Origin of the sequence: Aneurinibacillus uraniidurans (assembly GCF_028471905.1) — a bacterium.
Taxonomy (GTDB): Bacteria; Bacillota; Bacilli; order Aneurinibacillales; family Aneurinibacillaceae; genus Aneurinibacillus; species Aneurinibacillus uraniidurans.
Map to the genome: position 1 here is coordinate 2,023,569 of NZ_CP116902.1, position 25,161 is coordinate 2,048,729.

A 25,161-nucleotide genomic window follows, 5' to 3' on the forward strand; every position below is an offset into this window, starting at 1 on the left:
TACAAATATCATCGGGCCTTAGCTACCGAATAAACGCCAATTCTCTATTAGCGAAGGCATCTTTTAACCATCGAGGATGCATGTTTAATAAGTCTTGCGGTAGGTTCTGTTGTGCAAAAAACTTAACATCTAGTGATTCAGAAGAATTACAGCGTAGTTCTCCACCCGTAATTTCAGCAAGAAAACAAGTTGTTATAAAATGTATTACCTTACCATTTGGATAAGCAAATACTTGCGAATTAGGGTCAGAGTATACACCAATAAGCTTTTTAATTCTTATATCTAAATTAGTTTCCTCTTTTACTTCCCTGATAGCCGCTTCAGAAACTGTTTCCCCGATTTCTATATGCCCCGAAGGAATCCCCCATAGTCCTACATCTGACCTTTTCTGTAATAAAACCTGGTTTTCCTCATTCAAAATAATAACGGCAACTCCAGCTTTTACATCATCAATTCTGTTCACAAATTAAACCTCCTTACAATAATAAAAAAGGCCCGAAGAGAAAGATTTCAACGCATCACAAATACGCTGAACCCTTCCCCTCGGACCTTTTATGTCAATAGGTGCCTTTTACATATCGTAAAAGAGATAGCCCTTGGTCACTGACCTACCTAGATAGCGGAACCCTAGCTACAATTTTCCGGTTCGTCTTTATTATAGTCTACTCATCACAAAAGTTCATTGATTTGTTTCGTAAGTTCTTTAAATTTCTTATCGAGTTCTGTGTACGCTTTATCATTTGGAGTCATAAAACTAAGCTTTCCTAAAACTTCTTGTCTTTCTGTTTCAAGTATTAACCGTAGTTCATCCAGATTAGCTCTTTTTGGAGATAATTCATTCAATTGCTTTTGTATGCTATGATTCGAAATAATGAGTTTACTGTTTGTCGTTTTTTCGAGAAAATATCGATCATGCGAAACGACGATTAGCGTTCCATTATACTGTGCTAAGGTATCTTCAAGTTGTTCACGTGAAGGTAAGTCAAGATGATTTGTCGGCTCATCTAAAATAAGCACATCTTTCTCCTCTACTATATGTTCCATTAACTTACACTTTACACGTTCACCCATACTCATATTCTTAATGGGTTCTGTCCAATGAGATGTCATAAATCCCAAATGCTTCATTAACGTTTGGACTTTCCCTCGCGCCTCGAATGTTTCTTTATAAAATAGCTGCTCCGGTGTTTGTTCAAGTGGTAAATCAAATACTTCTTGCGTTAAATAGCCAATCTTTACAGATGGTGAAATCCATACATCACCTTTAGCCTTTTCCTGCCCAACAATTACCTTCAATAAAGTCGTCTTTCCACTACCATTCGGACCTATTATCGCAACCTTCTCACCATGCTGGATCGTAAAATTGACGTTTTTAAATAATGTTCGTCCGGCAAAACTCTTTGTTACATTCTTAACTTCTAAAAACCGTTTTCCTACCTTGTGCTTTGCTTTCATTGAAAAATGTATCGTATACTCTGACGCAACAGGTTCAGCTTTTGCTTTTTCAAGCTCTTTTTCAAGACGCTTTTGTTTTGATTTTACTTGTGCATCCATACGCTTTGCTTTTACACGATAGTATTCTTTAGGGAATTCCTGTTTTGTTGATTGTGCATGAGCTTTTTTCGACCAAGAAGTGAGTTCATTCATTTGATCTTCAATTCGTTCAATCATTTTTTGCTGTTTTTCATATTCCCGTTGCTGGGTAAGTCTTTTCTGTTTGCGAAACTCCATATAGCTAGAATAATTTCCTTTGTGTTCAATAAGCTTTTTGCCTTCAATCGACCATATTTTTGTTGCAACAGCATCTAAAAAATAACGATCGTGCGAAACAAAAATAATGGTACCTTTATAATTCTTAATTTGTTTAGTCAAGAATTCTAAGCTTTGAGCATCGAGATGATTTGTCGGTTCATCTAATAGTAAAAGGTCCGCACCTTTTGAAAAGCCTTTTGCAAGTCGTGCTTTTAGCTTTTCTCCGCCACTTAATTGTAGAAAATCATGGGCTGGTACATGCCATTTCTTTAGTAATTTGACTTCAAAAGGGGTCTTATCTTCGGAAACGTACGACTCAGTTTCTTGTTCAACCATAAAAATTTCCAAGCCTTGTTGCAGCCATTGTACTTGTCCTTGTGTCGGCACTAAATCATTGTTAAGTAATTGCAACAACGTAGATTTACCAGCACCATTTTTGCCAATGACACCGATGATGTCCCCTTGTTGAACGCTAGCATGTATATCCCCAAAAATGGTAAGGTCCATTACTTCATAGCTGACATTGGATAATTTTAAAATTTCTTTCATATAATCGATCCCTCTCTTCAAAGGGAGAATAAAAAAAATCCTCCCGTTCATTTGGAAGGATTAGCCGTACCTTTACATGATGAAATAAGCTATTTTCATTAATAGCTCTACAATTTATAGAAAATGGGCAGACTAATCCTATTTTGTATGATTTGAAATATGCGATTTCAAATTTTAAAAATAAGATTAGTTAATCATCGTCCACCCATCACTCCTTCTACGATTGTTAAAATTAGTATATCACAAACTCAGCTGTAAAAACAAAAGTAAGTAACCATGTGCTTGATTTCCTGTCGTGGAAATATACATCCTAAATCCTCTTCGATATCTTATTAATTTGTGAACATTTTTCAACAAAATATATTGAACTATTTTAAATGTTGTAATATTATTAATTCATAACCAAATCCAATATGAAGGAAGTGTATTGCTATGATAAATGCTGTGAAATATACTGGGGACTTCGTTAAAGGTATCTTTTATGCAGCCTATTCCTTTGCAGCTGTCTTAGTCTTAGTGATTCAGGAGTTGTCAAATCTATAATATGAATAATGTAGCGATAAGAACATAACCATCATTATCTTCTATGGATAGATAATGATGGTTATTTTATTTTCTTGTACCATAGCGTCTATTCTTGAATAGTTTACATCCCCGCTCACTCCTGTATATTAGGGATTTTCCATATAAATATTAGGGAATTTACTTACATGAAGTATATTGAACGTTTGGTATAATGTTCTAAAAAGTACAGGAGGATCTATATGGAACTCTATCTAAATATCGAGCAATCTTTTGATGTAAAAGAACTCATCCGCATAAAGAGAACTATTCAAGAAGAAGTTACAAAGCCGATGCACTGGAAAGAAAAAAACCGGCTTTACAAACAAATTCAAACTATTAATGAGAGAGTTCGAGATCTTCTTGATGCCTAATAAAAAGATGGCGGCTTAACTAGCCGCCTTCTAACACGTTTTTACTCATGCCTTTTTAATCCAGTTAGCAACAATAAATCCTGCTCCTTCTTCTTGTCCGTGACGAGAACGCTGCCTTTCAAGAGCATAAGCTTGTTCTTTCGTAACAAATTCATCAGGGGCGGTATATAATCCAAATTGAATAATAGAAGGCTCCTTTGTGTATAGCTCTTTTATCTCCTGCACAGTAAAAAAGTGAGCACCAGAAAACACGCTTTTCTTTTTGTCTTTCCCCTGCTTTTCATACAGGGAAGCCCACTCACTCTGTTTGCCAATCATCCCTACTGTAAGTCGTCCTCCTGGTTTTACCACCCTCATTGCTTCAGCTAACACATCTTCTGGAGAATCAACAAACTCAAGAACGAGATTAGATATAACAAGGTCAAACGTATGGTCAGCAAATGGAAGGTGATGAATGTCTCCTTCCAGGAAGCTAATAGCTTGCCGAGATTTCTCCGCTTTCTCCTTTGCTTTTTTTAACATAGCTGTAGAAATATCAATACCTGTTACATTTACTCCTTTTGAAGCAAGCAGCAGAGAATAAATCCCGGTACCACAACCAATATCCAGCACCTTTTCCCCGGATTTAGGTTCGGATACTTCCATTATCATTTGTTTTTCGATAGCATCAACAAAAGAGCCGAGCGGAGTAGCACACCACTCATCGTATGTTTCAGCAGAATGATCAAATAAAGCCATAATACCTTTCCACCTTTACTTTTTTAGTGTTTCTTTTATAATGAATCGTCTGTCAATATAGAAAGCTACTATAAATGCCAATAAACTAGTTAAAAGCATATTACCATACGTTCCAAGCGGTAATGGTTTGCCTTCAAGATGGATATTACTCGAACGATATTCGAATCGTTTTACAGCGTGTTTAGCAGTTAAAAGGTCTTCTTGTTTAGCGAGATCTTCTAACGGCGCTTCAAATGCATATCTGTTTGGTGAATCGCTATGGATGAAGAGCGTCTCTTTAGCATTACCTTCTTGACTCCAACGTTTGATATCTGCTGCAGCTAGTGATTTCGCGTTGCCACCGGGTATGATCATTTTATCCAATTCCAGGGCATTTGATATTTGATGTCTAGCTACTATAGTAAGATTATGTTTTGTAGTGATTGGGGCATCTGAACTTGAAACAGTCAAGACTTGTGTCGTTCCTGTATCTGCGTAACTATCAAATATAGAAGACAATGCTATTTCGTCCATACCGTTATACAATAATACACCCATCTGTTTCTTATTCCAATGGAATGCACCATTTAGTATATAGGTTGCAAATTTTAGGTCCATACGAAAAGGATCGACCTTTGGATTTTTAACGAAATGGTAGGAAGGGTAATTCATTTCTTTCGCTATTTTTGCAGCAATGGGTTCTCCTACCTTCTGAGATATCACGTGTAGCACAGCATCGATACCTGCACTTTGTCCAGCCGAAGTTACGATATTTCCATCGTGAACATACCGCACATCCTCTTTCCATCGTGTATCCGTAAATTTCCTGCTTAACGGACCCATTGCTTGCCAGTGCGTGGTGGCTGATTTCCCTTTTAATAATCCTGCATCGGCGAGATTCCCTGATCCTCCACAAATGCTCAAGAACGTGGTTTTACTGCTAGAATGTTGTTGAATCCATGCGCGAGTTGGTTGATATTCTTTTTCGTCAACAATAGGCATAAAAGGAACTACGATAATATCTGGACTTTTTCCTACTAACGTATCTAATTCTTTATACGAGTAATGCGGTACTACATCCAGTCCACCCGATAAAGACTTCACGTTTTTGTCGGGTGCAACCGCGTATACATTATAAGCGCCTGTCATAGAGAACAGTGCGTATGGAATGAGAAAATCGAAGTCCTCCGTTACGATCCCTGCACCTCCTAAAACGACTGCCACTGTAGGTTTATTTGGATTGTATGGAGGTACTTTTACTCCTTGTAGGGACGGAACCGACTCATGACGGACCGACCCGTAAAAGTCATTCTGAGAACGGCTAAGCTGGAAAAAACCAACCCCTCCTACAAACACAACAAAACTCACTATATAAACAGCCAAACGTAATAATACTTTTTTCATTTTATTTTTTCCTCCTTGCAATCATAATTTGTTTAATTTACATTACCCATGTAAGGTATATAAGACACCTGATTTCCCCTCCCCCGGAAAATTTTATTGAATTACCTTCCTCATAATGGAACTATACACTCGTATCATGAACTGAATATGAACTGGCTCTGAAAAACTCACGGACGTTTCCTTGTGATATTCTCCTTTCGTGATGTGAGTGAGTATGTGCCCTCCTATGTACAAAAAAATACCGCCAAATGGCGGTATTTCTGTGATCACTGTGGCAGTTTTACTTCGAATGTTGTACCCATCCCTAGTTTACCTGATACTTGAATATCTCCTTGATGCATATCAACGATTTGTTTAACAATCGATAAACCAAGACCATTTCCTTTAACAGAAGAATTGCGTGCTTTGTCTACTTTATGAAAAGGCTTAAAAATATCCTCCTGTTCTTCCTCCGGAATGCCAATCCCGTTATCTGTGATAGATACTGTGTTCTGATTGTTTTTCATCATCGTTTTAATGAGAATCTTACCGTGGACAGGCGTGAACTTTATACTATTGCTCAGTAAATTAACCCATACCTGACTGAGCTTATCTTCATCGGCCTGAACGAGTAAAGACTCCAATTGAAGATCCATTTCAATTTCTTTTTCACTCCATTGTGGCTCAAGCGCAATGACGACTTTCCGAAGCTGCTCATCGAGTCGATACGTGTTGATATTTAGCGGCTGACTGTCCTGTTGAAGATGAGATAACTGCAGTAAATTTTGACTTAACCTAGATAACCTCTCACTCTCCTCTTCAATAATGGTCAAATAGTGAATCCGACTCTCCTCACTTATCTGCTTATGCTTCAATGCCTTAGTAAATCCAGAAATAGAGGTTAAAGGCGATCCGATCTCATGTGAGACGTTGGCCACAAAATCTCGCCGCATTCGATCCAGCTTACCGAGTTCTTTCGCCATCTGGTTAAAGCTAGCACTTAAAACACCGATTTCATCCTTGCGTTTAGTAGGAAGCTCGATATCAAATTGTCCTTTCGCCATGTTTCGGGTAGCTTCCGTCAAACGGAGGATGGGATTTACAATATAACGTGCAGCAATAAGAATAAGAAAACTTCCAAAAAACAAAATAATAACGTACATCAGATGAATGGAATTCATCGTTTCGTCCCCCGCGCTATTCTGCTTCACGGTTACACCTAATACGTATGGCTGCCCATTCGCTTGAAAAGGAATGCCTATGACAGGTAGAGGAACAGAATACGCATGAGGCGAGGAGTCTGAACCGTCTGCCTGGTTGATAACAGTAGCCTTATCCCTTGCGATCACACGTTCAATATCATGAGGCTGAATCTGAAACGTCCACTCTTTTTCGTTAAGAAGAGATTTCCCCTCCTTGTTATAAAGTTGAATAAGGGTAAGAGAAAGTCCGGATAGGTTTTGCATAAACGGGATTACATCCGCAGAAGGTGTCGATTGATACGTTTTTATCATTTGATTGCCGTTCGAGATAAGAACTTCTTGAATCAAATCTTGTGTTCGGTCTTGATATACCCAGGAAGCAAAGAGAAAGGCCACAGTCAGACTTAACATTACGATCGAGACGAATATGAGCACAACGCGAGTATATAGCGACTTAATCTTAGTACACCTCCAACCGATACCCCAAACCACGAATGGTGACAATCCGAAACTCAGATTCAAATTCGGCAAATCGTTCCCTTAACCGTTTGATATGAACATCCACCGTTCGCTCGTCACCTTCATAATCGATCCCCCAGATCTGTTCAATGAGAGTATCCCGTGTAAACAACTGACTCGCGTAGCTCCCCAGTTTGTACAGCAGCTCAAATTCCTTCATGGGAATCGTTATAGCCTTACCATCTGTATATTCCACCTGATAACTCTCACGATTTAGCAACAAGCTTCCGAGTTTTATTTTATTAGAAATAGAAATACGATATCTTCTTAACAGGGCTTTCACGCGGAGAACAAGCTCTACCGGATCAAATGGCTTTACTAAATAATCATCTGTCCCAAGCTTAAACCCATGAATTCGATCCTGTGCTTCTCCTTTTGCAGTGGTCATCAAAATAGGCATATCCCCAAACTCTCGAAGTTTTGTACATAAAACCCAACCATCCATTTGCGGCATCATAATGTCCAAAATCACCAAATCAATGGAATTATTTTCCGCATAGTCCAATGCCTCTACCCCGTTTGATTTTTCAACAATATCAAACCCCTCATCTTTTAAGTACAATGAAACCAACTCACGAATGTGAGGTTCGTCATCCACGACTAATATCCTTACCAAATGTAATCCTCTCCTTTTATCTCTACCATAAAAAAGAACAATAGCATTTAATTTCAAGAAATCCCTTATAAAATCCTGTAGGAAAGCTGAAAGAACAGACCTGCATGTGAAAAATGTCAGTCTGTTCTTTCCTTTAGTCTCGTCAAAACATGTCACCTATTGAACAATCTTCCAATCCGGCACCTCTAGGGATACTCTAAACCAGGTTCATGAACTGAATTATAGAAAAATTTAGAAGTTAACTTCCATATCTTCGTACACTCCAGCGGTGCATTTCCTGTCTCAAATTGTTCAGTCACCATGCGTATGGGAAAGTTATGCATCTTTTTAAAGACAAGGCTCTGTTAAAGAATATTGTTGATATTTGATGACTTACCGAAATCTTGGTATAATAATTATGAGAACAAGTATTCGGTGGAGGGTGTCAAAGTGAGCAAAGCGTTCAGTAACTTTTTAAAGTATATCGACAAATTACCACATACCCAAAAAGAGCAGGTATATCAATGGGTAAAACGTTATGTTGACCCTGCATCCTCCGTTGGTGGTCGGTTAATTAATGAAATGCGAGAAACCCGTTTTAAAGATGGTTTTGAATGTCCTCATTGTGCTTCTGAACACGTTGTCCGATTCGGCAAAGTCAAAGGTCGTCAACGCTACCGTTGCAAATTTTACCGATACCACTAATACAGTTCTCTATCGCACCAGAAAAGGTGACGAATGGATTACATTTGTGGACTGTATGTTCAAAGGCTATTCCCTGCGAAAATCGGCTGAAATCGTAGGGGTTACTTGGGTTACGCTTTTTTTACTGGAGACATAAATTGTTATCCGCCTTAAAACAAATGGATTTTGACCATTTTGAAGGTATCGTTAAAGTTGACGAGACCTATTTCTTATACTCTCAAAAGGGGCAACGTGGCATTACAGAACGGAAGCCTCGAAAGCGTGGAGGAAAATCCAAACACAGAGGAATCAGCCACGAACAAGTATGTGTCCTTGTTGCCAGAGACCGTACAAAAGCAACTGTGTCCAAAGTTTCTTGTATGGGGCGTATTGTGAAACCCAAAGTTGAAAAAATCATTGGCTCTAAACTTTCCTCCAACAATGTGCTTGTAACTGATGCTTGGAGAGCCTACAAAACCTATGCGAAAGAAAAAGGATTAGAGCATTACCGAATCAAGTCAGATGATGGAAAGCACGTTATTAAAGGCTTATATCACATTCAAAATGTCAATAGCTTTCATTCTCGGCTGAAGAAATGGATTGACCGTTTTAAAGGTGTCGCTACAAAATATCTCGACAATTACCTTGCTTGGTTCTTGTTTATTGATAGTCGCAGTAACGAAAGCACTAAGCAACATATTAAAGAGCTTTTACTAACATCATTTTTATTTGAAATGACAGATACTTATGATAGTTTAAGGTTGTCAAAGTTCAGTGCTTAAAAATAGTGAGGTGAAATAATGTTTAACCCAATTACCGATTATGATTTCAGGATTATTTCAAATGATAAATCCTCTCACATAACCTTTACTCTTGTTGAATATATGCATCAGCGATTACCAAGTTTGTCTTGTACAATTGAGGTCTTAGATAATAAATTTACAGGTTGGAATACAGATGTATGGTTCTCTCTTTCTGATTTACATTCATTTATTGATGCTTTAGAACAGTTAGAAAAAACGAGACAGGGTAAGGCTTGTTTAAGTGCAATGACTTATGAAGATTTCAATATTACTTTTGAAAGTTACAATAAAAAAGGGGATATTGTTTCCTTATATTCCCTATCAAACTCTAAATTTAATAGTGAAATATCCATAATGAACACCTTAAATGGTGGCTTTCAAATTGACTCAGAATATTTTTCAAAATTGTTGAGTGATTTCAAGAAATTCACCTCAGTTTCCGAACTAAAGTCTGATATTGATTTCTATTAAGATTTACTTTTTAAGGATAAGGAAAGCCTTTATTGAAGGCTTTCCATTATTATATCTAAAAATCAACATTTACCTTTAACAGAGCCAAAAACAAAAAGAGCCGCAGTATTAGCGACTCTTCACAAAAAATAATCATTAATTAAGATCAAACCGGACATCAGAAACTTTCCACGTGTTTTTATCTTTCGTTAAGGTTATATAACTAGTCGTCATAACACTCTCATTAGCATAGTACGGGAAATGTTGAGTGATATAAATATTTTTCTTATCTTTGGAATAAGATATTTTAGCTTTTTTATCATTTGCCCAGTGAGCAACGTAATAGAAGTCAGCACCAGCTTCGTACATATCAAGAATATCTTGTATAGCTTCTGATGTATAATACGGAGCCATTATTTTCTTAAAAGAGGTCGGATTGGAAGGATCAGCTTTATCTTGCGCCTTCTCGATCTTTTTTAAATAGTCAATGACTTGCTTCGATGTCATTGTAGTGTCTTTCTTTTGTGTAGTTGATTTAGCTTCTACAGGCAATGTGTTGAACGAAGGTGTGATGGAAATGGTTAACGCAAGCATAGAAACGGAAACAAACTTTTTAAACATATCTCTTCCCCTCCCGTTCTTTACTTTCTCGATATAAAGATGCGCGACTCACCTTTGTAATCTCACATATTTCTTTTATCGTATATTTGCCTGTCTTGTAAAGCTCTATTGCTTGTCCTTCTAATTCTTATACGTAATCGGGAGACTGACGGAAACATGTGTCCCCTTCCTCTCCGTGCTCGTAACATGGATTTTCCCGGAATGGGCGTGAATAATCCAGTTTGCGATAGAAAGTCCCAGTCCCGATCCCTCTGAATGACGAGTTCTGGATTTATCACTACGATAGTATCGGTCAAAAATATAGGGGAGATCTTTCCTTGGGATTCCGATCCCATTATCGATTATATGGATGATCGCTCGAGAATTCTTCACACTACTCTTGACGGATATCGAGCCATTTTCCTTGGTGTATTTTATAGCATTATCTAACAAGATAACAAACAGTTGTTTTAGTCTTTCCCTATCACCTATCATTCTTATAGGGGAAATGTCAGCTGTTATTTGTATATTTTTTAGAATGGCTAAAACTTCAAAGTCCTTCACCACTTGATTAAGAATTTCATCTACCTGTACAGGTTTCTCAATAATCTGTAATTGATTGGAGTCGGAACGTGCTAACGTTAGTAAATCGTTAGTCATTTTTGACATATAGTCAATTTCTCGGATAACCTGATGAATGGTCTCGCTTTCTTGAATAATACTGGCATCTGGATGACGAAATAAGTGCTCAAGGTTCAGTTTTACAACGGAAAGAGGCGTACGCAATTCATGTGAGGCATCTGCAACAAATCGCTGCTGCTTCTCCCAGGAAACACCAATTGGAATTAATGCTTTATTGGCAAGATAGATTCCGGCTATAAGCGCAATAAACACACTCAAGAAGGAGCCAAAGCCAATCACCATGAGTAACCGGTTTAACATTTCGTTTTCGCGTTTTAGGTTATATACAATTTGTATATTCTTTACAGGGGAATAAATTTTCTTCTCTGCTACAGACATTGTTAAAACGCGATAGGACCCTTCTTCGATGGAAGTAGTTTGAAGTCCTGTCGTATTTAATAATTGAGAAAAACGTGCTGGATTAATTTTGGATAATGAATCCTGCGGAAGAACCTGATATAGCTTACTGTTATTTTCCCAAAGCAAATAGACAAGTCGATAATTTTCCTCACGCTCCGGGCTTAATTCGTCCTTTATTTTCCCCTTTTCCTGGAGCAAGTGATTTTTCTTTTCGATTATAGTTTGGTCAACTTGATGATATAAACTATAATGTGTATAAACATAGATGATAACCCCAAAGGTGTTTTGGAGAATAAAAAACACAAGTGCATTTAACATGACAAGCCGGCGTTTGGTCTTTTTAAACATTCTTCTGATCTACTCCTTTAGCATATATCCCACACCCCGGACTGTCCGAATTAGACGGTCATACTCAAAAGGAGCTAATTTTTTTCGTAAATAGTGGATGTAAAGATCAACGATAGCATTTGTTGTTTCGGATTCCATGCCCCATACTCTCTGAAAAATTTGGTCTCTAGTTAAAATTTGCTCTTTGTTTTGAATGAAATAAAAAAGTAATTCATATTCCTTAATGGTAAGTTTTAAGGCCGTATCGTTTATAAATCCTTCATGCTGATTGGTATCTACAAGAATAGGGCCGTATGTTAATTTCCCTTCCATTCCTATTTTGCCAGCTCGCCGCAGCAATGACTGAACTCTTGCTAAAAACTCTTCCGTAGCAAATGGTTTCACAATGTAATCATCTGCTCCAGAATTTAGCCCCTGTACTTTATCTTCAATCCGATCCTTGGCAGTTAGAAATAACGTAGGTGTTTGATAGCCTTCCCTTCGTAATTTTTTAATGAGTGAGAAACCATCCATTATTGGCATCATAACATCAAGAACGAGCAGATCGTACTCGGATAAAGAGGCTCTTAAATAGCCTTCCTCCCCATTTTCAGCCTGATCAACCTCATATTGTTCTTCCTCTAGAATTTTCGAAATGATTCTTCTTAATGGCAAGTCGTCTTCTACAACCAAAACACGCATTCTTCCCTACAACTCCCTACATCATTTTTTAATTCTTCATAGAGTGCTTATTGAGGTAATGATACAGGTTCCCAACAAACAATCCGATAAACAAGTACGTAAGTCCACCGAAAAGTCCGTAAATAATAGTTCCCGAGAGCGCCACGAGACATCCGAAAATAACTTGTTTTTTATATGTTGCTGGAGAAGTTGGCGGATCTGTAAGCATAAAAAAGCCGAAAAATAAAGCCGCGTTGATAAATGGTGGGCGAAGTGCATCTGGTGCATCCCCTATATGCAGTTGACCCATAAGAAACAATAAGACAAAAAGAGTAGCAAAAAATGAAAAAACTTGAGGATATTTATTCACTTTCCCGGTTACCAAGTATCCCCCAATCAAAAGCAAAATAATCGTCCATACAGGAAGGTCTCCAAAAGCTCCCCACCAGCTTTGTCCTGTATGAAAAATAAAGATAGATACGAGCAAACCAAGGGCCGCCGGATTAAAAATCGGCTTTTTCTTATACACCAGAAGATGCTTGGATACGATAGCAATCATGGCAGTTCCTGCGACAATAGGCCATGGTGTAGTAACGCTTAAGATTAATGAAATGATGAGCCCAGTAATAATAGTTCCGTCCTTGCTGCTTTTTCTGTTTGTAAACGTGCAGTACAGATAGTCTACAGCTAATGCTACACCGACAGCGATAAGTCCATTCAATATGCCTGTCGTATTTTTTGACCCGATAGAAGCGATAATTAGATAAGAGACCATGGCAATGGTCACATAGCTCTTTGGTGTAGTAGTCCATTTCTTCCCTGCCATTTAAATCCCTCCGACTTTACTAATTTGTAATTCAGGTGTAATAAGAAATCCCTTTAGATTGAGCTCTTTCAGGAGACTTCTCCCCTTTTTTACACCTAACAGAAAGGAAACAGTTGAAAAAGCATCTGCCATCATCGCAAATGGTGCGATCACACTACAGCTAGTCCACTCATTAGGGGATTGTTTGGTTTTCGGGTTCACTAAATGATGCGAACCTAGTCTGTTCGGATTCCTTCTTTCGTAGCTTCCGGATGTACAGATTGCTTCATCAGAAATTTTAATACTCCCTATGATTGTGTCTTTTTGCTGCGGATGCTGGATGCCGATGTTCCATGGATCGCCGTTTTGATCCACTCCGCCTGCAAATAGATCACCACCAGCATTGACCACGAATCCATCAAATTCCTTCAATTCTTTTGCAGCCAAATCGATGGCAAACCCTTTAGCTACAGCTCCTAAATCGATTACTAAAGGTTTTCGTAAGGTTAATGTATGTGTTTGTGGATTTAAAACGATATCTTGATAACTAACCGAAGCGGAAGAAGGGCTTTCTATAATCTTTCCTGTTACATAATGACGATTAAATCCACCCTCTTCCATTATTTTTCCTACAGTAGGATCGAATAGTCCCTCTGTCAGTTTGGCTATTTCAATAGCAAAGAAAAGAGGTTCAAAGAGAAACGGACTGATTTCAACGGGTGTACCTACTTTTTGGCATGCCTGCATTAATTCGCTTGAAGAAGTAAAACGGCTGCATGCCTGCTCTACCTTTTGAAAAGCATGAAAAGCACGATTGATTTTTGCTTCTGTTTCTTCCCTTGATTTCCGCGTAACTACCTGTATATCTACAACTGTATCCATATACAATTTTGTTTTCTTCATTTTGTTAACCTGCCACATTTTTTGCTTGATAAAGTGCGTCTTGTACAGCATCTTCAAAAGCTTTTGTACTATAAGTAGCTCCTGAAACATTCGTCACCTTGGCACTTTGATTTTGTACTACTTCATTGGGCAGTTCGACAATATCACTTTCTGAATAATGCATCTCAAAATTACTAATTTCTACATTTATAACTTTATCGTTCTTTATTGTTACGGCCACATCAATCGATCCGCGTCTGTTCGTTCCTGTTCCGATATATGTGCCATTTTTATATAAACTCTTTGGTGTTCTATTGATGACTTTATTGTTATTGGATTTATGGTATTTTTGTACGTTATTTGCTATATGTTGCATGGGTTGATCAATGGCTGCCTGGGTATCTGTACTAACATAATCAGCAGCGTAAATGGCTGCGATCGCCGTTGAACAAAGGATTACCCATTTTTTGTCCATTTTCTTCATTTGAAATTCCTCCTACCTTACTTTCTATTTACTGGAGCAGTATAGCTAGTCAATATTAGAATTTTTTTAGAATCAGTACTACATACAGTCGCTTTTCAACGTGGTTGAAACAGCATTGAATGAACTAGGTTGCAAGCTCTTTATGGATGATATGTAACTATTATTTCTTGACCAAAATAAAAAAAGTAGTTATGTTCATGTTACTGTAGAACATAACTACCCGGGGGCATGTCTCACAAAAAAGTGACATAATTTTTATTATGTTAATTAGAAAACCAATATAAAATATAATTATTTCCTCCATACTAAAAGAAGGCGGCTTACCTAGCCGCCTCTAATCCATTAGTCTTTATCACGTGGTTGTAGCACTATATTTAATATGCCATCATTCTGCACAATTCCCACTTGGTATGTACGGCTTTCTTCATCCGTCACCATATTTCCATCCATGCCCTCTATCTTCTTTTCGATTTCGGACTTAGGCTCCTGTCGCGCTAGATTCATGACCTGGTCTCCCTTATTTTCGTTCATGTCTTTCCCTCCTTACATTTTTCACATAAACCCGTAAGCATTCACATACACACGGGTAGCATAAATACTATGACTTTTATAGTATCCCCGCGATTATAATGTTTAATAAAAAAATCTCTGTCGACTCCGATTATTCGAAACCCACACTTTTGATAAAGAGCTAACTGTCCGATGCTTGAGTTTCCTGTTCCAATTTCGACTGTTTCTGGTCTAGTCGGGAGCAAGACATACACTCCTATGATTCGATCATCGACTTTAGAAACAAAGCACTGACCTCGCTGGATATAGTTTTTAATGATTTCCTCCGAAGGATCAGCTTGAAGCATTAGTTGCATAGGAAGTTTATCTTTTAGATGTAGCTGTTGTCTGAGGTACACATAAAAGCGAACGTTCATTAAATTGTGTTCCATATGCTGTACGGTCAATTACTTTACATAACTGTGTCATCTCTTGCTGAAGACCGTTCCTGTCTTCAGGCGTTAGCGTGTCGTTTGCTGCTTGTATTGTAAGCCCTCTCATTCGTTGTAGATTATCATGGATTGTCCCTAGTGCTCCTTCTACTGTTTGGATGAGAGAAATCCCATCCTGAACGTTGCGCTGCGCTTGTGTAAGTCCCTGGATTTGTGCATGCATCTTTTTTGAAATAGATAAACCTGCTGCATCATCTGCAGCTCCATTGATATGAAGTTCAGAAGAAAGGTTTTTCATGGCCTTTTTTCATGTCGGAGTTATATAAATGTGTTTTCTTCCGCCCTTACTTTTGTAACTATATTTAATTTTTACAACAATTGTATTATATTTATTTTACTATCTGAAATATAATCGTTGCAGTGAATATAAGAGATGAGGGGGGCATATATGATTGGAATCCGCGCATTATTATTAAACACACTTATTATTATTGCCTCTATTCTTTTATATCAAGTAAGTTGGTCTGATAAGAGGAAGTCGGAAGTACACAATACGTTATTCATTTCGTTACTGGCTGCAATAGCTGTTGTTTTATGTATGACGTTCCCTTTTCGTTTTTTTGAAGGATATATTTATGATTTACGATTTATTCCAATTTTTTTAAGTCTGTTTTACGGTGGATATAGAAGCTTGTTTTTTGTTAGTATCGTCTATATGGGTTACCGGTATTATTTAGGAGGAGTCGGGTTTTACGCTTCGGTCACTGTATACGGTATATTCATTCCGCTATTAATTTTCTTAAAAGCGTTTTATGCGGTATATTTCAGAAGAGGAAAAATTATTTTTGGAGTTCTCTTTTCTTTAAGCTATTCTGTTACTTTTTCTGCATTTGCAATATGGGATCAAATACATAAAGTCAATACAGTTACAAATACCCTTCTTGAATTTACTTCCATCTATATTGTTATCAACATGCTGACAATGTGGATATCCATTTATTTAATAGAAGAAATGATTCAAAATAAAAGAATAAGACAAGAAATCCAACGAGCAGAAAAAATGTATATCGTCGGTGAACTTGCGGCTGCTATGGCGCATGAGATCCGCAATCCTATTACGGTTATACAAGGGTTCACCCAGCTATTTATCAAAAATCAGATTCCAGAAAATAAAAGGGCAGAGTATTTGCAGCTCGTGGTTGAAGAATTAGGCAGAGTAGAATTGATTATCACGGAATATTTGTCGCTTGCTAAGCCAGAAAAAGAGGCAAAAACACAAATCGAAATGGGAGAACTTGTTCGTGAAGTCATTATGATTATTGAACCTTTTGGGTTATTGAAAAACGTAGAAATACAGAGTGCAGTCCCATCCCCTCTCTATTTGTCTGCTGATCCGGTCAAAATAAAGCAATGTTTGATTAATATCATGAAAAATGGAATTGAAGCGATAGAGGGGAATGGGGTATTACGGATTCATGTAGAGAAGAAAAACAACGATCTTGTGATTGAAATTCATGATACAGGGATAGGGATGACACCCGAAGAAACCAGTCAACTGGGCATGCCATTTTATTCAACAAAAAAGAAAGGGACTGGACTGGGTACCATGATTTCTTATCGAATTGTCGAGGGATTAAACGGAAGAATAAACGTAACAAGTGAAAAAGGAAAAGGAACGTGTTTTTCTATTATCCTTCCCGCAAGTCATGAAGACGAGCTACTATGCTAGGTAGCTCGTCTTCATTTTTACGATGAACGAATGTCGAATACTCCAAAGAGCGACCTTGTAAACTATGATGTACTTCTACAGTAAACCAGTTAATCTATTACCCATTTTTAACGGATTTTAAGACATATGATAGTCGCCCATCCAGACAATTGCGCATATCCTATCCTGAAAATTTATGTTGGGAGGTTTGTTCATGTCTGATGGATTTGTTGCCCGATCATTAGATGAAATTCGTTTCTGGTCCCGTATTATGAAAGAACACTCGTTCTTTATTACACTCGGTCTGCGTTGTGAGGATACTCAGCTAATAAATGAAGCACAACAATTTTTTCGTATCTTTGAACAAATTGAAAACCAGTCACATGCGCTTACGTTAAATACCGATCCCCTACAGATGGCACAATTCAATGCCGAGGTTTATAATGCCGTCTCCCATATTTGGGCTTATAAGAGAAAACTTCTCGGTCTTATTTTGCATTGCAAGTTGGCGGGAGCTAATTTATTTCCATTACTCATTGATCATATAAGCAGGGAAGCAAACTACTTTAGAAACAGACTGTTACAGTTGAACCAAGGGCAATTGGAACCTTTGCCAGATGCCATCATTGATGAAAACGTATTTTTCTTGCGTATTATGGCTGATCATGCGAAATTTATTGGCCATCTCTTGGACCCGTCAGAACGAAAACTTGTTGAGCAAGCACAAGATTTCAGTCGTGATTTTGATCAATTATTATTTCAAGCAGTAGATTTGGATTCGATGCGTCCACAATCACAAACCCATCCTCTGCTTAGCCAATTTCTTGACCAAAATAGAGTTTCTGTAAAATCTCTTCGCGATTTTAAAAAGACAGCCCGTGATTTAATTGAAGCTTGTCGTATTAAGAGTATTATCCATCCGCTGTTGGCCGACCATGTATTCCGTGAAGCAGAGAGATTCTTGGAGATTATCGATATGTTTGAAATGGCTCTAGCAGGAAAGCCTTCTGCCAGTAAATGATTAACCATTTTCATTTCCTTTGGGCTACTACCTAATCCAAAAGTAGACTTTTGCATAGAGTATGATATACGTCTACTGTAAGGAGTGAATTCATACTATGGCTATAAATAACAACAGTGCGACTCATGGATTTGTCCCCGGCCACAATCACGGCTCTGTCACCTATACCTCTATAGATCGTGACCATGTCCATCAATGTTTAGATGTAACTCATCCAGCGATTCCTACCCCGGATGGCTCACACATTCATTACACGGAAGGCTATGTACTGTTTGAAAGTGGACATATTCACTATTACAAAGCTCATTCCAGCCCTGCCATTCCTGTTGGAGATGGAAGACACGTTCATTATTATGACTTTTATACATCCGTGAACGCTGGACATCGACATCGTATTGCAGGCGTTGATATGCCAGCCCCAGGAAGCGCTTGACAAATGGAGTCGGGAAAACGAATACACCGTTTTCCCGACTCCATTTTAGAATGAAAAGTACTCTTCCTCTGTATCTACATCATGAAATTCCCTTGCATCCTCATACTCAATTGTTATTCCTTCAAAAGCTGCACCTTTTCGTAACAACTGACGCGCTCCCTTATCTCCCTGCATTTTCAAAAGAACCGGAAAAAGCTGATTAGAAAACAAAATAGGCGGCCTGAGTATCTCTTGATAGCTTGCAGCCACATAGTCACATTGCTTATTTTCTCGCAAACTCTTTTTATAATGAAAAATAAGTTCATTTATCATCTCGCAGGAGACAAATGGCTGATCCGCAAGCAGAATCATCACGGCCTTCGCCTCTCCCCTTTGTGCTTCCTGTAAGCCACACCGGAGAGAATACGCCTGCCCTTGAGAGGCTGTCGCACACGGAATCGAACACCACTTTTCACATAAGGGGGAGACTAAAAGCGAAGGATCTATCCAATCAAGCGAATCCTCTTCTTTTGTTACCACTAGTATACGATCAAGCTGCGACATAAGCGCTGTATGAAGGGCCAAACTCCCAAGGGGCATGCTCCCTAAAGGAAGCAAAAGCTTATCAAAACCCATGCGACTGCTTTTACCTGCCGCAAGATAAATGCCAAAAATCCCTCCGTTATTCATGGAGAAACCGCCTTTTTCATGCCCTGTTGTCTTAGCACACTGATTACATCAGCAAGAATACTGATCGCAATTTCCTCCGGTCCCTCGGCACCAATGGGTAGCCCCACCGGAGAATGAATCCAGTGCGGTAGATCTGCCCCATCGAGCAAACGTGCTGTCCGCTTACGCGGGCCTAGAATTCCTAGATAACACACTTCTTTTTTCATTAGCCATCGAAGGAGTTCCTTATCCCGGCCAAAATGGTGGGTCATAATAATTACGGAGTCAAAAGGAGTTAACACAAGTTTCTCCATAATTTCAGTTGGAAAGCCAAGCAAAAGCATATCAGCAGTAGGAAAATGGGCGCTACTACATAAAGCAGGCCGCCAATCGGATACGATGACTGAAAATCCTGTATCAGCTGCAAAAGAAGCAAGTGGTTTCGCATCCATACCTGCTCCAAAAATAATGAACCGCGATTTCGGCCAAAAACGATGAATGTAGGAATAAGATGATAATTCAGGAATATACTCCATCCCGCTTTTTTGCTGATGCTTCAATTGAACAGGAATTTCTCCCTGCCATTCCCCAAATGTTTGCTCATGATCGGTTATGAATACATAATCCGAAACAGATAAATCAGGGGTTAATTTTTTCACTACTATTACCGGCATTCCGCTATCAAGATACCGCTTCAATGTACCAAGATGTTCGCGTAGATTATGGTCGATTGGCTCCAGAAGCACACGAATCACTCCATTACACCCGGCTCCCTGCCCCCAGGATAAATCATCCTCCGCCCGCATATCAAAAACAAGGCTGCATGGGGTTCCTTCGTCAAAGATTTCATCCATTCGAGCCGCCAGATCTACTTCCAAACATCCTGCACTAAGCACGCCTATATGGGCACCGCTTTCTTGAAATAACATGGAAGTTCCTTCTTTTCGGTATGCCGAACCTTCTACATGGATAATCGTTGCGAGTGCACTTCTTTCGCTTGAATGTTTTATCGCTTCCAGAATACGATGAATATCATCCATTACGGTTATACCTCCCTTCCTGCATGAGCAGTTGGTTCAGACAACGATCGAAAACTCCCCACATTCCAAAGTTACTCTACGGAAAAAATCCTGGTTTAATCGGACGTTTAAGGCACATGATAATTACGTAAACGGCCGCAATTATGTTAAGGATGCGTTTTTTGGGGGAAGGGGGTTTTAAGCCAATGTCAAAACGTCTGCTCTGTTATGTACAGCAAACAAGTATCATTTGGAAAATGGCCCTTGCTTCCACGATCTCATGGGAATTAGCCAAACTGGCAGGCTCCAAACATCCTTACTTGGCACCGCTGACGGTCATTCTATGTTTACAACCGACATTGGACAAATCTGTTCAATTTACGTATCAGCGAATTCTCGGTACGATTGTTGGTGTGTTATTAACCATTTTTATCGCCCCGTATCTAGGGGAAGCTACAGGCTGGAGTATCGGGCTTTTGATTCTCGTTACCACAGGAATCGCCAAATGGGTTCACGTACAAGAGCAAGTCATTAAACAAATCTTGCTAAGCGTGCTACTGGTCTTCTTTTTTCAAAATCAGTCTCCTGCGTATGCATTCGATCGAATTAAAGATACGTTGATTGGCGCGATTGTCGTAGTTTTAATCAATTTACTTATTTTTCCGCCCGATTTAACAAAAAAAGCGCTGCACTCCATGCAGAAGTTTGCGAACGATTTAGCTGAACGGTTTTCTAGGGTAGCAAAATGGGTCGAACACGGATGTGTTGTAGAGGGAGGAAATCATTTACAAAGTGATGCGCAAAAATTGCTTGATGAATTGACACAAACAATCACGAATTTGAAGCAAGCCTCCGAAGATTTGCGCTATCAGCTTTTTGCGCGAAAAAGCCGAATCCTCTTTGATCAGCAGAACAATCAATTGGTTCATCTTTGCCAAGGTTACGTTCATCTAACAGGGATGATCCGAACCCTCATGGAATGGTCGAACGATGGAAACATGACTCGCGAAAATCAAACCGTTTGGGCAAGTTATCTACATGATATCGCTGCATACATTAAAGATTGGGAGGAAAAGATGAACACCGGCTTCTCCAGTTTGGGAAATCCACCGCTTCCATCCGCACTTCCAATGGAGCTAGAACATTACCGACATCATCTTGCCCTGTACAACGACATGATGCAAATCATTGAAGATTTTAAATAAATATCGCCCCTTACGAAGTTCTTGTGTTCGAAGGATGTTGGGCCGCCAAAACCGATTTTACAGCTTCCTGTATTTCCTCATATCCCGTACATCTGCAAATATTTGAGCCAAGCCATTCTTGTATAACTTGATCATCTGCATCAGGATGAATCCTCACTAAGGCATAGCAATTCATAATAAATCCAGGGGTGCAATATCCACATTGAAAGGCCCATTTCTCTAAAAAAGCCTTTTGCATCGGTGTATCCTTCAGACCTTCGATGGTTATGATTTCATGTCCTGTCGCTTCAACAGCAAGCATGATGCAGGATTTAATGGGCCAACCATCTACAAGTACGGTGCAGGCACCACAATCTCCATTTTCGCAACCAGGTTTAGCTCCCGTTAGCCCAAGCTGTTCGCGCAGAATATGCAGCAGCGTATCTGCTACTCTTATGGTTACACTTCTCACTTCACCATTTACATGAATATCGAGTACGAATCTTTGACTTCTCTCCACTCCCTTCTTCACTCCTCTCCCAATTTCTCCAACGTGTCGGTCAGTGTATTTGTAAGAACAAACTTTCGATATTCAGCCGAACCTTCAACATTATTTAATAAAGGGGCAGGTACATGGCTGATGGCGCGATTTACCCTTACTTCAAGCGGAACACTTCTGTCATTCAAGTCCTCCTCCATCTCGGGAGAGCGAAAGGGAAACGAACATACCCCGCTAAATGCCGTTCTAATCCGGCCCATTCTTTTTATCGCAGCAATCGTGGTAAGGGGATACTCTACCTTCTGAATTTTTGTCTTTCTCATCACAACATAAGGTAAACCGATATAGCTTTGATCCGTTATGATTTGAACAAGGAATTCCCCTTTTTCTACCTGTAAGGTTTTATTGAAAACATGATGAATCGAAACGTACTTGATTCCTTTCGGGCCTGCAATCACCACCTGGCTATTTGCTAATAAAAAAGGCAGCACAGCTTCTCGATAAATAATCCTTCCGCTTATATTTCCTCCTACTGTAATTTTATTCCGCGCCGTATGATCCGCGGCCCCGCCGGCCGCCCTGCTGAGCAAAGGAAATACATTAGCCTCCGCAAGGTGTGTCAACGTAATGACCGCGCCAATAACAAGCGTATTGTTTTGGAACTGCAAAACATTACATTCAGGGATTGCTTTTATATCAATCACTGCTTTCATCGATATATCATTCCTACGTGCCCATGTAATAATCTCGGTTCCCCCGGCATAATAGATCGGTTCTTTCCCCTGCAGATGTAACTGCTGAAATACATTCACCGCCTCGATAATGGAAGTGGGCTTATAATATTCAAAATCAAATGCGATCACGCTGATCCCCCTTTTTTGTCTTCCATATGAGCTCAGGTGTCAGCGGCAGCTGATTAAGCGCGACTCCAGCTGCTGCAGATAAGCTATTTGCCAGCGCCGCCGGTATCCCAATGACCCCCATCTCTCCAAGTCCGCGCAACCCATAAGGTCCCTCACTAGTTGGAGTTTCGACAAAATCAACGAGATACTCCGGATTCTCCCCTAAACGCATAATTTTATAGGTGCGTAATTGCTGATTTTGAATGATCCCTGTATTACTAAACGAAAAAGCCTCTCTACTAGCAAAACTTAATCCTAAGCACATTCCACCTGTAACCTGTCCGTAAGCCAAATTTTTATTTATTACCTTTCCAGCATCAATAACGGACGCTGCTCTTATAATCTTGTACGTGTACTCTTTTGTATCGAACTCTACTTCGATTGCTTGCACACCTACTGTCCAGTCCGGGCCTGGATTTCCTTTTCCTGTATTCGGGTCTAGTTCCGTTAAATGTTTCATAATATAATTACCTCGCCCGATCACCTGTCCTCCAATGGAATTTCCATTCGGATACACATAACCGTAAGCAATCTCGTTAATCTCGATGCCGATGCTAGGGTTCGCTTTTAAAAATATCCTTCCTGCCCCCACTTCCAGATCTTCCGGCGAACACCGTAAGACGATAGAAGCGGTTCTATACAGTTGTTGAATGGCATCGTCAGCCGCTGCTAGAACAGCTCGACCCGCCATAAAAAGGCTTCTGCTTGCAGCCGTTTTCCAATGTTCAGGATTTGCTTCCGTATTGACCTCCATCATGACATGAATGTAATTCACATCCATTTTCATTCGCTCAGCTACGATTTGTGCGAGTGCTGTTTTTGTCCCCTGGCCAATCTCAACTACCCCGCAGCTCAGATTGATGCTACCGTCTATATTAAAAGTCAGAACCGCTCCCGATCCGGCATCCGTAGGCGTATTAGAAGTTTTCCAAAAGCACCCGATCCCTTTTGCTCTATATTTGTTCTTTCCGATTTCGATTCTTTGACCTTCATCCCAATTGATTAAGCGATATAATTTCTCTATACACTTTGGTAAGTCTCCTATTTTACTAGCGTTAAGGGGAACTTGAGTCGGTGAGGTATCTCCCGGAGCTATCGCATTTTTCAATCGTAAGGCCAAAGGGTCCATCGTAAGCTTATTTGCTAACAAATCCATGGTTCTTTCTATAACGAAGGTAAACTCTGAATGTCCAAATCCTCTAAAGGCGGTTGCATATGGATGATTGGTGTACATACATAAAGAATCACACCACACATTTTCAATACTATAAGGGCCGGTACAACCTACAGCTGCTGCTTTGCTAATGATAGCTGCCCTGTCTGAATAAGCGCCGCTGTCAAATAAATACGTAATTTCTGCGGCTGTGATTTTTCCGTTTTTTGTACACCCGAGCTTGACGCTGGCATCGAGCCCGATATGAACAGGAGAAGTGACAAAATCCTCTTCTCTCGTGTTCACTAGCTTGACCATTCGACCACCTACAGCACGCGAAGCTAAATACGCGATCAACTCCAATTGTACAGCTACCTTCCCTCCGAATGCCCCGCCAACTAAAGGAGTATGTACGATAATTTTTCCTGGACTAATATTGAAGTAACGGCTGATTGATCTTTTGATGATAAAAGGGGATTGAGAAGCGGAATAAATGATCGTGCGTCCATCCGGTAAAATTTCTGCCCGGGCACATCGGGTTTCCATTGCGGCATGATCGGATTGGGGGAATGAAAAAGTAGCTTCTACCATTACTTCACTCTCTAGCCAGCCTTTTTCCATATTTCCTTTTCGTATTTTCGTCCGGTTTGCTATATTCGTATTGGCCTCTGGATACACATCTCCAAAATGCCGATATTGACCCAGGTTTTCATGGACTAAAGGGGCGGTGCTTTTTATGGCTTCACTGGGGGAGTTTACAACTGGCAGACGTTCATACTCTACTTTGATCATTTCGGCGGCTCTCTTCGCTTGAAACTCATGATCAGCAACGACAACGGCAACGGGTTCACCATAATATCTAACTTTATCTACTGCAATTGGAGGCCGATCTTCCAAAGGCGCCCCTGTAAGGTAAGGAAACTGCTTCCCTGTTACGATCGCTCGAACACCAGGTACTTTCCATGCTTCCGAGGTATCAATCGATTTAATTTTTGCATGGGCATAGATGCTTGTCGTCATCTTTGCATGCAAAACTCCAACTTCTATATAATCATTTGTATATGTAGCCGCTCCTGTCACTTTTTCTAAGGCTTCTTTTCTTGGGACGCTTTTTCCTATGATATCTAAATGATTCATATTCTCCTCCCATGTACCTTAGAATTTCCCCTTGAAGTACCAATGTAAGGTCACTGTTCTCCGCAAGTTGTCTGTCATATTATATTTAAGTATTTTGTACTTTATTA

General features: G+C 39.5%; 26 protein-coding genes and 2 pseudogenes. 7 read left to right on the forward strand and 21 right to left on the reverse strand.

Translation table 11 applies throughout. The features are described 5' to 3' along the window. Positions 1-22 precede the first annotated feature (22 nt). Both PO771_RS10150 and abc-f read right to left on the reverse strand, forming a co-directional pair. Positions 23-463, reverse strand: coding sequence for an NUDIX domain-containing protein (locus tag PO771_RS10150; protein WP_272559561.1), 441 nt, complete (start codon positions 461-463; stop codon positions 23-25). A gap of 206 nt (positions 464-669) precedes the next feature. Further along, positions 670-2,301 (reverse strand): ribosomal protection-like ABC-F family protein, encoded by a 1,632-nt coding sequence (gene abc-f, locus PO771_RS10155; protein WP_272559562.1) that lies wholly within the window; start codon positions 2,299-2,301, stop codon positions 670-672. A gap of 764 nt (positions 2,302-3,065) precedes the next feature. Between abc-f and PO771_RS10160 the strand changes: the two genes are divergently transcribed. Further along, complete coding sequence (locus tag PO771_RS10160) at positions 3,066-3,236, forward strand: hypothetical protein (RefSeq protein ID WP_272559563.1); 171 nt, start codon at positions 3,066-3,068, stop codon at positions 3,234-3,236. Between the two features lie 45 nt (positions 3,237-3,281). Here the strand turns inward: PO771_RS10160 and PO771_RS10165 are convergent, their stop codons facing one another. The 4 genes from PO771_RS10165 to PO771_RS10180 all read right to left on the reverse strand — a co-directional run bounded on the left by PO771_RS10165 (position 3,282) and on the right by PO771_RS10180 (position 7,673). Then, complete coding sequence (locus PO771_RS10165; RefSeq protein ID WP_272559564.1) at positions 3,282-3,974, reverse strand: class I SAM-dependent methyltransferase; 693 nt, start codon at positions 3,972-3,974, stop codon at positions 3,282-3,284. A gap of 15 nt (positions 3,975-3,989) precedes the next feature. Further along, complete coding sequence (locus PO771_RS10170; protein ID WP_272559565.1) at positions 3,990-5,357, reverse strand: DJ-1/PfpI family protein; 1,368 nt, start codon at positions 5,355-5,357, stop codon at positions 3,990-3,992. 266 nt (positions 5,358-5,623) lie between these two features. Next, positions 5,624-6,886: a sensor histidine kinase gene (locus PO771_RS10175; RefSeq protein WP_272559566.1), complete on the reverse strand. Its 1,263-nt coding sequence runs from the start codon at positions 6,884-6,886 to the stop codon at positions 5,624-5,626. A 112-nt stretch (positions 6,887-6,998) separates the two neighbouring features. Beyond that, positions 6,999-7,673, reverse strand: a complete 675-nt coding sequence (locus PO771_RS10180; protein WP_272559567.1) for a response regulator transcription factor — start codon at positions 7,671-7,673, stop codon at positions 6,999-7,001. Between the two features lie 429 nt (positions 7,674-8,102). On the opposite strand from PO771_RS10180, the pseudogene PO771_RS10185 reads away from it, so the two are divergent. Continuing rightward, a pseudogene (locus tag PO771_RS10185) lies at positions 8,103-9,118 on the forward strand (IS1595 family transposase). 18 nt (positions 9,119-9,136) lie between these two features. After that, positions 9,137-9,610 (forward strand): WapI family immunity protein, encoded by a 474-nt coding sequence (locus PO771_RS10190; protein ID WP_272559568.1) that lies wholly within the window; start codon positions 9,137-9,139, stop codon positions 9,608-9,610. Between the two features lie 135 nt (positions 9,611-9,745). On the opposite strand, the gene PO771_RS10195 is transcribed toward PO771_RS10190, so the two are convergent. The 10 genes and pseudogenes from PO771_RS10195 to PO771_RS10240 all read right to left on the reverse strand — a co-directional run bounded on the left by PO771_RS10195 (position 9,746) and on the right by PO771_RS10240 (position 15,648). Further along, positions 9,746-10,210 (reverse strand): hypothetical protein, encoded by a 465-nt coding sequence (locus PO771_RS10195; protein ID WP_272559569.1) that lies wholly within the window; start codon positions 10,208-10,210, stop codon positions 9,746-9,748. Continuing rightward, positions 10,203-10,322 (reverse strand): annotated as a pseudogene (locus PO771_RS10200) (helix-turn-helix domain-containing protein); the annotation flags it as partial. The pseudogene PO771_RS10200 and the gene PO771_RS10195, both read right to left, overlap by 8 nt. A gap of 8 nt (positions 10,323-10,330) precedes the next feature. Beyond that, positions 10,331-11,578 (reverse strand): sensor histidine kinase, encoded by a 1,248-nt coding sequence (locus tag PO771_RS10205; protein WP_272559570.1) that lies wholly within the window; start codon positions 11,576-11,578, stop codon positions 10,331-10,333. Positions 11,579-11,587: 9 nt separating this feature from the next. After that, positions 11,588-12,259, reverse strand: a complete 672-nt coding sequence (locus tag PO771_RS10210) for a response regulator transcription factor (RefSeq protein ID WP_272559571.1) — start codon at positions 12,257-12,259, stop codon at positions 11,588-11,590. Positions 12,260-12,287: 28 nt separating this feature from the next. After that, a complete protein-coding gene (locus PO771_RS10215; RefSeq protein ID WP_272559572.1) occupies positions 12,288-13,064 on the reverse strand; it encodes an RnfABCDGE type electron transport complex subunit D in 777 nt (258 codons plus the stop codon). Continuing rightward, entirely contained in the window at positions 13,065-13,946 is an 882-nt protein-coding gene (locus PO771_RS10220; protein WP_272559573.1) for an FAD:protein FMN transferase, read from the reverse strand. Between the two features lie 4 nt (positions 13,947-13,950). Next, entirely contained in the window at positions 13,951-14,409 is a 459-nt protein-coding gene (locus PO771_RS10225; RefSeq protein ID WP_272559574.1) for an FMN-binding protein, read from the reverse strand. A 342-nt stretch (positions 14,410-14,751) separates the two neighbouring features. Next, positions 14,752-14,940: a hypothetical protein gene (locus PO771_RS10230; RefSeq protein ID WP_272559575.1), complete on the reverse strand. Its 189-nt coding sequence runs from the start codon at positions 14,938-14,940 to the stop codon at positions 14,752-14,754. A gap of 41 nt (positions 14,941-14,981) precedes the next feature. Next, positions 14,982-15,335 (reverse strand): hypothetical protein, encoded by a 354-nt coding sequence (locus PO771_RS10235; RefSeq protein ID WP_272559576.1) that lies wholly within the window; start codon positions 15,333-15,335, stop codon positions 14,982-14,984. Then, positions 15,283-15,648 carry a flagellin N-terminal helical domain-containing protein gene (locus PO771_RS10240; protein ID WP_336297939.1) on the reverse strand — a complete coding sequence of 122 codons (366 nt, stop codon included), beginning with the start codon at positions 15,646-15,648 and terminating at the stop codon, positions 15,283-15,285. Before PO771_RS10240 ends, PO771_RS10235 begins: the two co-directional genes overlap by 53 nt. A 150-nt stretch (positions 15,649-15,798) precedes the next feature. Here PO771_RS10240 and PO771_RS10245 point away from each other — a divergent pair, with 150 nt between their 5' ends. From PO771_RS10245 to PO771_RS10255, 3 genes are all read left to right on the forward strand, one after another. Continuing rightward, on the forward strand, positions 15,799-17,079 hold the full coding sequence (locus PO771_RS10245; protein WP_272559577.1) for an ATP-binding protein: 1,281 nt from the start codon (positions 15,799-15,801) through the stop codon (positions 17,077-17,079). A gap of 193 nt (positions 17,080-17,272) precedes the next feature. Further along, complete coding sequence (locus tag PO771_RS10250) at positions 17,273-18,079, forward strand: DUF2935 domain-containing protein (RefSeq protein WP_272559578.1); 807 nt, start codon at positions 17,273-17,275, stop codon at positions 18,077-18,079. A gap of 97 nt (positions 18,080-18,176) precedes the next feature. After that, on the forward strand, positions 18,177-18,512 hold the full coding sequence (locus tag PO771_RS10255; protein WP_272559579.1) for a YmaF family protein: 336 nt from the start codon (positions 18,177-18,179) through the stop codon (positions 18,510-18,512). Positions 18,513-18,557: 45 nt separating this feature from the next. Here PO771_RS10255 and PO771_RS10260 read toward each other — a convergent pair whose 3' ends face one another. Both PO771_RS10260 and PO771_RS10265 read right to left on the reverse strand, forming a co-directional pair. Next, positions 18,558-19,181: an NTP transferase domain-containing protein gene (locus PO771_RS10260; protein ID WP_272559580.1), complete on the reverse strand. Its 624-nt coding sequence runs from the start codon at positions 19,179-19,181 to the stop codon at positions 18,558-18,560. Continuing rightward, positions 19,178-20,200, reverse strand: coding sequence for an XdhC family protein (locus PO771_RS10265; RefSeq protein WP_272559581.1), 1,023 nt, complete (start codon positions 20,198-20,200; stop codon positions 19,178-19,180). The genes PO771_RS10260 and PO771_RS10265 overlap by 4 nt, the downstream gene beginning before the upstream one ends. A gap of 185 nt (positions 20,201-20,385) precedes the next feature. Between PO771_RS10265 and PO771_RS10270 the strand changes: the two genes are divergently transcribed. After that, a complete protein-coding gene (locus PO771_RS10270; protein ID WP_272559582.1) occupies positions 20,386-21,384 on the forward strand; it encodes an FUSC family protein in 999 nt (332 codons plus the stop codon). A gap of 10 nt (positions 21,385-21,394) precedes the next feature. On the opposite strand, the gene PO771_RS10275 is transcribed toward PO771_RS10270, so the two are convergent. Genes PO771_RS10275 through PO771_RS10285 form a run of 3 tightly spaced genes read right to left on the reverse strand, consistent with a single transcriptional unit; the run spans position 21,395 to position 25,054 of the window. Beyond that, positions 21,395-21,883 carry a (2Fe-2S)-binding protein gene (locus PO771_RS10275; protein WP_272559583.1) on the reverse strand — a complete coding sequence of 163 codons (489 nt, stop codon included), beginning with the start codon at positions 21,881-21,883 and terminating at the stop codon, positions 21,395-21,397. Between the two features lie 8 nt (positions 21,884-21,891). Then, on the reverse strand, positions 21,892-22,725 hold the full coding sequence (locus tag PO771_RS10280; RefSeq protein WP_272559584.1) for an FAD binding domain-containing protein: 834 nt from the start codon (positions 22,723-22,725) through the stop codon (positions 21,892-21,894). After that, positions 22,712-25,054: a xanthine dehydrogenase family protein molybdopterin-binding subunit gene (locus PO771_RS10285; RefSeq protein ID WP_272559585.1), complete on the reverse strand. Its 2,343-nt coding sequence runs from the start codon at positions 25,052-25,054 to the stop codon at positions 22,712-22,714. The genes PO771_RS10280 and PO771_RS10285 overlap by 14 nt, the downstream gene beginning before the upstream one ends. Positions 25,055-25,161 lie beyond the last annotated feature (107 nt).